The organism is Pseudomonas sp. GL93 (assembly GCF_003408955.1).
Lineage (GTDB): Bacteria > Pseudomonadota > Gammaproteobacteria > Pseudomonadales > Pseudomonadaceae > Aquipseudomonas > Aquipseudomonas paracarnis.
In genome coordinates, this window is sequence record NZ_NKRF01000089.1 from 1 (window position 1) to 8,413 (window position 8,413).

Consider the following 8,413-nt stretch of genomic DNA (forward strand, 5'->3'; position numbering starts at 1 on the left):
AGGCACAGCGGAGAAAGCTCATGTTTCAACGGACAGGGTAATCAAGGCAGCCAAAACGAAAAGACCTTGAAAGGGATGGCTGTAAAAGCGGAACCCTAAGTGGCCGTTACCGCAGGAATGGATATGTACACGGTCCAACTGTGTTGACTGTCAGGCCGCCTTCGCAGGCAAGCCAGCTCCCACAATTTGATCGCGGGGCGTCAGGTAGATAGGTGTCGGCTGGCAGACCGTCTTCGCAGGCAAGCCAGCTCCCACAGTTTGATCGCGGGGCGTCAGGTAGATATGGGTAGTCTGGCAGGCCGTCATCGCAGCGATGCGGCGACCCGACAAGCCAGCTCCCACATTTGGTCCTGTGTGGAATCAGGAACCGAGGCTGATGCCATTGGCCGGCAGCGGCAGCGCCGTCTTGTAGCGCACTTGCTTCAAGGCAAAGCTGGAGCGAATGTTCGCCACCCCAGGCACCTTGGTCAAAAAGTCCATCATGAAACGCTCCAGGGACTGGATCGTGGGCACCAGCACGCGGATCAAATAGTCCGGGTCACCGGCCATCAAGTAGCACTCCATCACCTCAGGCCGATCCGAGATCGCTCCTTCGAATTGCTGCAGCGCCAGCTCGTTCTGTTTTTCCAGGCTCACATGGATGAACACATTGACGTGCAGCCCCAGCAAATCAGCGTCCAGCAGCGTGACCTGCTCCCGAATCAACCCCAGTTCTTCCATCGCCTTGACCCGGTTGAAACACGGCGTGGGCGACAGATTAACCGAGCGGGCCAGGTCGGCGTTGGTGATGCGGGCATTCTCCTGCAGGGCGTTGAGAATGCCGATATCGGTACGGTCCAGTTTGCGCATGAGACAAAATCACCTGTTTATTATGTTTATGCAGTTTTTTTATCCGCAAATAGCCGGCGACGCAATGAAACAGAGATAAATATTCTTCTACGCCACGCCTATGATTGTTGTAGGACAAGATTTCTTCTACCCGAAGACTGACTGTCAGCTAGCGCGCCCACTACAAGAAATTCACAAGATAGAGCGTAGAAAGCCATGACCCAGCCGTATGCACCGCTGCGCCTGCACGTTCCCGAACCCTCGGGCCGCCCAGGCTGCAAGACCGACTTCACCTACCTGCGTTTGACCGACGCCGGTCTGGTACGCAAACCCGCCATCGACGTAGAACCGGCCGACACCGCCGACCTGGCCAAGGGCCTGATCCGCGTGCTCGACGACCAGGGCCAGGCCCTGGGCCCGTGGGCCGAGGGTGTCTCCACCGAGATCATGCGCCGCGGCATGCGCGCCATGCTCAAGACGCGCATCTTCGACAACCGCATGGTGGTCGCCCAGCGTCAGAAAAAAATGTCGTTCTACATGCAAAGCCTTGGCGAAGAAGCCATCGGCAGCGCCCAGGCCCTGGCCTTGAATATCGACGACATGTGCTTCCCCACCTATCGCCAGCAAAGCATCCTGATGGCCCGTGACGTGCCGCTGGTGGACCTGATCTGCCAACTGCTGTCCAACGAGCGCGACCCGCTCAAGGGCCGCCAGTTGCCGATCATGTATTCGGTCAAGGAGGCGGGCTTCTTTACCATTTCCGGCAACCTCGCCACTCAATTCGTCCAGGGCGTGGGCTGGGGCATGGCCTCGGCGATCAAGGGCGATACCAAGATCGCATCGGCCTGGATCGGCGACGGCGCCACTGCTGAATCGGACTTCCACACCGCCCTCACCTTCGCCCACGTGTACCGCGCGCCAGTGATCCTCAACGTGGTCAACAACCAGTGGGCGATTTCCACCTTCCAGGCCATCGCTGGCGGTGAAGCCACCACCTTCGCCGGACGCGGCGTCGGTTGCGGTATCGCCTCCCTGCGCGTGGACGGCAACGACTTTATCGCCGTGTACGCCGCCTCGGCCTGGGCTGCCGAGCGTGCGCGCCGCAACCTGGGGCCAACCCTGATCGAGTGGGTCACCTACCGCGCCGGCCCGCACTCCACCTCCGATGACCCGTCCAAGTACCGTCCCGCCGACGACTGGAGCCACTTCCCCCTGGGCGACCCGATTGCCCGCCTCAAGCAGCACCTGATCAAGATTGGCCAGTGGTCCGAAGAGGAACACGCGGCGGTCAGTGCCGAGCTTGAAGCCGAAGTGGTCAAGGCGCAGAAGGAAGCCGAACAGTACGGCACCCTGGCCGGTGGCCAGATTCCAAGCGCCGCGACCATGTTCGAGGATGTCTATAAAGAGATGCCGGAGCACTTGAAGCGCCAGCGTCAAGAGCTGGGGGTGTGACATGAACGACCACAACAACAGTATCGAACTGGAAACCGCCATGACCACCACCACCATGACCATGATCCAGGCCCTGCGCTCGGCCATGGATGTGATGCTTGAGCGTGACGACAACGTGGTGGTGTTCGGCCAGGACGTCGGGTACTTCGGCGGCGTGTTCCGTTGCACCGAAGGCTTGCAGACCAAGTACGGCAGCTCGCGGGTGTTCGACGCCCCCATCTCGGAAAGCGGCATCGTCGGCGTGGCCGTGGGCATGGGCGCCTATGGTTTGCGCCCGGTGGCCGAAATCCAGTTCGCCGACTACGTCTACCCCGCCACCGACCAGATCATTTCCGAGGCGGCGCGCCTGCGTTATCGCTCGGCGGGCCAGTTCACTGCGCCCTTGACCATGCGCATGCCCTGCGGCGGCGGCATCTATGGCGGCCAGACCCACAGCCAGAGTATCGAAGCGGTATTCACGCAAGTGTGCGGCCTGCGCACGGTGATGCCGTCCAACCCCTATGACGCCAAGGGGCTGCTGATCGCCTCCATCGAAAACGATGACCCGGTGATCTTCCTCGAACCCAAGCGCCTGTATAACGGCCCGTTCGACGGCCACCACGACCGCCCGGTAACGCCGTGGTCCAAACACCCGCAAGCGCAGGTTCCGGACGGTTACTACACCGTGCCCCTGGACGTGGCCGCCATCGTGCGCCCAGGTTCGGCCGTGACGGTGCTGACCTATGGCACCACCGTGTATGTGTCGCAAGTTGCCGCCGAAGAAACCGGCATCGACGCCGAGGTCATCGACCTTCGCAGCCTGTGGCCGCTGGACCTGGAGACCATCGTCAAGTCGGTGAAAAAGACCGGCCGTTGCGTGGTGGTGCATGAAGCCACGCGCACCTGCGGCTTTGGCGCCGAACTGGTATCGCTGGTGCAAGAGCACTGCTTCCACCACCTGGAAGCGCCGATCGAGCGCGTCACCGGTTGGGACACCCCCTACCCGCACGCGCAGGAGTGGGCGTATTTCCCAGGGCCGTCCCGAGTGGGTGCGGCGTTGAAACGGGTCATGGAGGTCTGAATGGGCACGCACGTTATCAAGATGCCGGACATTGGCGAAGGCATCGCGGAAGTTGAATTGTCGGTATGGCATGTAAAGGTCGGCGACCTGGTGGTTGAAGACCAGGTGCTGGCGGATGTGATGACCGACAAGGCGATGGTGGATATTCCCTCGCCGGTCCACGGCAAGGTGATTTCCCTGGGCGGTGAGCCAGGTGAGGTCATGGCAGTAGGCAGTATTTTGATCAGCATTGAAGTAGAAGGCGCAGGCAATACCAAGGATGTACCGGTGGTTGCCGAGCCGGCGAAGGCCGCGCCGCCTGTGGCCGAAGCCAAACCGGTACAGGCACCGGTAGAAAGCAAACCCGCTGCAGCAGTGAAAGCACCGCAAGCGCCCGTGGCCCGTGAAGCCAGCGAACGCCCATTGGCCTCGCCTGCCGTGCGCAAACACGCGCTGGATGCCGGGATTCAACTGCGCCTGGTCCAGGGCACAGGGCCTGCGGGGCGGATTCTGCATGAAGACCTGGAGGCTTACTTGCGCCAGGGCCCGGCAACGGGCGCCAGCGCCGCCAACCCGTATGCCGAGCGCACTGATGAACACCAGATCCCGGTGATCGGCATGCGCCGCAAGATCGCCCAGCGCATGCAGGACGCCACTCGCCGCGCCGCGCATTTCAGCTACGTGGAAGAGATCGACGTCACCGCCCTCGACGAGTTGCGCGTGCACCTCAACGAAAAGCACGGCGCGACACGTGGCAAGCTGACCTTGCTGCCGTTTATCGTGCGGGCCATGGTTGTAGCCTTGCGCGACTTCCCGCAGATCAATGCGCGTTACGACGACGAAGCCCAGGTCATCACTCGCCTTGGCGCCGTGCATGTGGGCGTCGCCACCCAGAGCGACGTGGGCCTGATGGTGCCGGTGGTGCGCCACGCCGAAGCTCGCAGCCTGTGGGGCACTGCCGAAGAAATCGCGCGTTTGGCCAACGCCGCACGTACAGGCAAGGCCAGCCGTGAAGAGCTGTCCGGTTCGACCATTACCCTGACCAGCCTCGGCGCCTTGGGCGGTATTGTCAGCACGCCAGTGCTGAACCTGCCGGAAGTGGCCATCGTCGGCGTCAACCGCATCGTTGAGCGGCCGATGGTGATCAAGGGCCAGATTGTGGTGCGCAAGATGATGAACCTCTCCAGCTCCTTCGATCACCGCGTGGTCGATGGCATGGACGCGGCGCAATTCATCCAGGCCATTCGCGGCCTGCTCGAACAACCCGCCAGCCTGTTTCTGGAGTAAGGGCATGACTCAGACATTGCACACCACGCTGCTGATTATCGGCGGCGGCCCCGGCGGTTATGTGGCGGCGATTCGCGCTGGCCAACTGGGCATCCCGACCATCCTGGTGGAAGGCCAGGCACTGGGCGGCACCTGCCTGAACATCGGCTGCATTCCCTCCAAGGCGCTGATCCATGTGGCTGAGCAGTTCCAGCAAACCGTGCACCATAGCCAGGGCTCGCAACTGGGCATTGAAGTGGATGTGCCGACCCTGGACATCCGCAAGAGCGTGGAATGGAAAGACGGTATCGTCGACCGTCTGACCACCGGCGTCGCCGCGCTGCTGAAGAAACACAAGGTGCAAGTGATCCATGGTTGGGCGAAGGTCGTCGACGGCAAGACTGTCGATGTGGGCGACCAACGCATCCAGTGCGAACACCTGCTGCTGGCTACCGGCTCGAAAAGCGTCAACCTGCCGATGCTGCCGATTGGCGGGCCGATCATCTCCTCCACCGAAGCCCTGGCGCCGACCCGCGTGCCCAAACGCCTGATCGTGGTGGGGGGTGGTTATATCGGCCTGGAGCTGGGCATTGCCTACCGCAAGCTCGGCGCCGAAGTCAGTGTGGTCGAAGCCCAGGCGCATATCCTGCCTGCCTACGACGCCGAGCTGACCCTGCCAGTGGCTGAATCCCTGAAGAAATTGGGGGTGAAGCTGTACCTCGAGCACAGTGTCACCGGTTTTACCGACAACAAACTCCAGGTCCGCGCCCCCAACGGCGACACCCTGGCGCTGGACACCGACCAAGTGCTGGTGGCCGTGGGGCGCAAACCCAATACCCAGGGCTGGAACCTCGAAGCCTTGAACCTGGACATGAACGGCACGGCGATCAAGATCGACAGCCGCTGCCAGACCAGCATGCGCAATGTGTATGCCATCGGCGACCTCAGCGGCGAACCGATGCTGGCGCACCGGGCCATGGCCCAGGGCGAAATGGTTGCCGAACTGATCAGCGGTAAAGCCCGCGAATTTAACCCGGCGGCGATACCCGCGGTGTGCTTTACCGACCCGGAACTGGTGGTGGTCGGCAAGACCCCGGACGAGGCCAAGGCGGCTGGCCTGGATTGCATCGTGTCGAGCTTCCCGTTCGCTGCCAATGGTCGGGCCATGACGCTGGAGTCCAAAGCGGGCTTCGTGCGGGTGGTGGCGCGGCGTGACAATCACTTGATTGTTGGCTGGCAAGCCGTGGGGGCCGGAGTGTCCGAGCTGTCGACCGCGTTCGGCCTGAGCCTGGAAATGGGCGCGCGCCTGGAAGACGTGGCCGGCACCATCCATGCCCACCCGACCCTGGGTGAAGCGGTGCAGGAAGCCGCGCTGCGGGCGTTGGGCCACGCGTTGCACCTGTAAAACCGTGGCGAGGCCATCGCGGGCAAGCCCGGCTCCCACATTGGAATGCGTTCCAAGTGTGGGAGCTGGCTTGCCTGCGATAGCGGTGGATTAGCCAATGCAGAGGTTAATGGTCCGCCGCCCTCCTCCCACACCGGCCAAGAATGCAGTATTGTTGCGCCCATCCAGAAAAAAATCCGACTTGACCAGAGATAGAGGGTGTCATGGGTAACGAGAGCATCAATTGGGACAAGCTGGGTTTTGACTACATCAAGACCGACAAGCGGTTTCTCCAGGTCTGGAAGAACGGCGAATGGCAAGCTGGCACCCTGACCGACGACAATGTGCTGCACATCAGCGAGGGCTCCACTGCCCTGCATTATGGCCAGCAATGCTTCGAGGGCCTGAAGGCCTACCGTTGCAAGGACGGCTCGATCAACCTGTTCCGCCCGGACCAAAACGCCGCCCGCATGCAGCGCAGCTGTGGCCGCCTGCTGATGCCACAAGTGCCGACCGACGCGTTCATCGACGCGTGCAAACAAGTGGTCAAGGCCAACGAGCGCTTCATCCCGCCGTACGGCAGTGGCGGCGCGCTGTATCTGCGCCCGTTCGTGATCGGCACCGGTGACAACATCGGCGTGCGTAGCGCGCCGGAATTCATCTTCTCGGTGTTCTGCATCCCGGTCGGTGCCTACTTCAAGGGCGGCCTGGTGCCGCACAACTTCCAGATTTCCGGCTACGACCGCGCCGCACCGCAAGGCACCGGTGCCGCCAAGGTCGGTGGCAACTACGCCGCCAGCCTGATGCCCGGTTCGGAAGCGAAGAAATTCGGCTTCGCCGACGCGATCTACCTGGACCCGATGACCCATTCGAAAATCGAAGAAGTCGGCTCGGCCAACTTCTTCGGGATCACCCACGACAACCAGTTCATCACGCCGAAGTCGCCTTCGGTATTGCCAGGCATCACCCGCCTGTCGCTGATCGAACTGGCCCAGACCCGCCTGGGCCTGGAAGTGGTAGAAGGCGAAGTGTTCATCGACAAGCTGGACCAATTCAAGGAAGCCGGCGCCTGCGGTACCGCGGCAGTGATCTCGCCGATCGGCGGCATCCAGTACAACGGCAAGCTGCACGTGTTCCACAGCGAAACCGAAGTCGGCCCGATCACCCAGAAGCTCTACAAAGAGCTGACCGGCGTGCAGACCGGTGACGTGGAAGCGCCAGAAGGTTGGATCGTCAAGGTCTGACAGCCACGAAAGCCAGCGACACCACAAAACCCTGTGGGAGCTGGCTTGCCTGCGATAGCGGTCTGTCAGTCAGGATATTGGCTACAGACCCACCGCTATCGCAGGCAAGCCAGCTCCCACACTGGTTTGTGCACCTTCAAGAGCGTGGCGCAATATTCTCGGCAATCTTCTTGCCCATACTGATCCTCGGCTCCACGCCATATCCCAGCGCCTCATAAAACCCAACCACCACGTCATTGCCGCCGGTGATCTGCAGGTTGATCTTCATGCAGCCCAAGGCCGTCAGCGCCTGTTCGGCATAGCGCACCAACGACGATCCCAGGCCATGGCGCCGATAGTCGGTATGCACCGCCACCGAATACAACCAGCCACGATGCCCGTCATAGCCGGCGAGAATGGTACCGATCACGGCTTTGTTGTCGGTGGCGACAAAGAACAACCCGTCATTGACCGCCAGTTTCTTATCAATTGCCAGGCTCGGCAGGTTATGCGCCGCGTCATAGCCAAACGCCTGCTGCCATAACTCAATCACCTGGGCACGGTGTTGACGGTCGCGATACGGCCCGATGGGGTGGCGGGACAACAGCGCTTTTTCCATCACCAACGTGCGCTCATTGCCGTGGTACACGTCACGCACGTTGTGAAAACCCAACTTGGCGTAGAAGGCTTGCGCCGTGAGCGAGGACGGCACGCTCAAGACCGTCACGCCGGCCTCACGGGCGCGCAGTTCGATCTCGATCATCAACAATCGGCCAATCCCCTGCCCTTGCAACGCCGGGTTGACGAACACAGAGCGCACCACATTGCCATCCAGTGCGGCCGTAGCGACGATCAGTTGATCCTGAGTCGCCCCCAACCCCACCCGCCGCTGGAGCAACGCCAGCACAGCGTCGGGGGTGAAGTTGCTGGCAACCCGCGCAATCACATCCGTGGGGTAATCACGTGCGTTGCTGCTGTGCAGCGCAGCCAGGATGACGTGGCTGATACCTTCGGCATCTGAAGGTTGGGCAAGGCGAACAGCGGTAGACATGGTTCCTCCTGGCGGACACAGCGATAACAATCACCACAATACCAATGTGGGAGCTGGCTTGCCCGGCAAAGCCGGGGGGCCGCCCGAGTTAATGGGGGGACCCCCCCGCATATCCTGCAAGGCACCGCCCCCCACTTGGATGGTTTTCACACCTCCTCTCTTACGGAACC

7 protein-coding genes are annotated in these 8,413 nt (G+C 61.7%); 5 read left to right on the top strand and 2 right to left on the bottom strand.

Going from position 1 to position 8,413, the window contains the following annotated elements; translation table 11 throughout:
* Nucleotides 1-360 precede the first annotated feature (360 nt).
* The gene (gene bkdR, locus CER19_RS20355; protein WP_003174877.1) at nt 361-849 is read right to left on the bottom strand and encodes a Bkd operon transcriptional regulator BkdR; all 489 of its coding nucleotides are present in this window, start codon (nt 847-849) and stop codon (nt 361-363) included.
* 195 nt (nt 850-1,044) lie between these two features.
* Here bkdR and CER19_RS20360 point away from each other — a divergent pair, with 195 nt between their 5' ends.
* The 5 genes from CER19_RS20360 (at nt 1,045) to CER19_RS20380 (ending at nt 7,213) form a co-directional block, all read left to right on the top strand.
* Nucleotides 1,045-2,280 carry a 3-methyl-2-oxobutanoate dehydrogenase (2-methylpropanoyl-transferring) subunit alpha gene (locus CER19_RS20360; protein ID WP_003192305.1) on the top strand — a complete coding sequence of 412 codons (1,236 nt, stop codon included), beginning with the start codon at nt 1,045-1,047 and terminating at the stop codon, nt 2,278-2,280.
* A gap of 1 nt (nt 2,281) precedes the next feature.
* Entirely contained in the window at nt 2,282-3,340 is a 1,059-nt protein-coding gene (locus CER19_RS20365) for an alpha-ketoacid dehydrogenase subunit beta (protein WP_005789444.1), read from the top strand.
* Nucleotides 3,341-4,606: a dihydrolipoamide acetyltransferase family protein gene (locus CER19_RS20370; protein WP_116667740.1), complete on the top strand. Its 1,266-nt coding sequence runs from the start codon at nt 3,341-3,343 to the stop codon at nt 4,604-4,606. It abuts the gene before it with no gap.
* A gap of 4 nt (nt 4,607-4,610) precedes the next feature.
* Nucleotides 4,611-5,990 carry a dihydrolipoyl dehydrogenase gene (lpdA, locus tag CER19_RS20375; protein WP_116667741.1) on the top strand — a complete coding sequence of 460 codons (1,380 nt, stop codon included), beginning with the start codon at nt 4,611-4,613 and terminating at the stop codon, nt 5,988-5,990.
* A gap of 203 nt (nt 5,991-6,193) precedes the next feature.
* Complete coding sequence (locus CER19_RS20380) at nt 6,194-7,213, top strand: branched-chain amino acid aminotransferase (RefSeq protein ID WP_116667742.1); 1,020 nt, start codon at nt 6,194-6,196, stop codon at nt 7,211-7,213.
* A gap of 136 nt (nt 7,214-7,349) precedes the next feature.
* Here CER19_RS20380 and CER19_RS20390 read toward each other — a convergent pair whose 3' ends face one another.
* Nucleotides 7,350-8,243 carry a GNAT family acetyltransferase gene (locus CER19_RS20390; protein WP_116667744.1) on the bottom strand — a complete coding sequence of 298 codons (894 nt, stop codon included), beginning with the start codon at nt 8,241-8,243 and terminating at the stop codon, nt 7,350-7,352.
* Nucleotides 8,244-8,413: the final 170 nt, after the last annotated feature.

What these genes read in the sequence shown, in the direction of transcription:
- bkdR (WP_003174877.1), bottom strand. Translation starts at nt 849, where the DNA reads ATGCGCAAACTGGACCGTACCGATATCGGCATTCTCAACGCCCTGCAG.
- CER19_RS20360 (WP_003192305.1), top strand. Translation starts at nt 1,045, where the DNA reads ATGACCCAGCCGTATGCACCGCTGCGCCTGCACGTTCCCGAACCCTCG.
- CER19_RS20365 (WP_005789444.1), top strand. Translation starts at nt 2,282, where the DNA reads ATGAACGACCACAACAACAGTATCGAACTGGAAACCGCCATGACCACC.
- CER19_RS20370 (WP_116667740.1), top strand. Translation starts at nt 3,341, where the DNA reads ATGGGCACGCACGTTATCAAGATGCCGGACATTGGCGAAGGCATCGCG.
- lpdA (WP_116667741.1), top strand. Translation starts at nt 4,611, where the DNA reads ATGACTCAGACATTGCACACCACGCTGCTGATTATCGGCGGCGGCCCC.
- CER19_RS20380 (WP_116667742.1), top strand. Translation starts at nt 6,194, where the DNA reads ATGGGTAACGAGAGCATCAATTGGGACAAGCTGGGTTTTGACTACATC.
- CER19_RS20390 (WP_116667744.1), bottom strand. Translation starts at nt 8,243, where the DNA reads ATGTCTACCGCTGTTCGCCTTGCCCAACCTTCAGATGCCGAAGGTATC.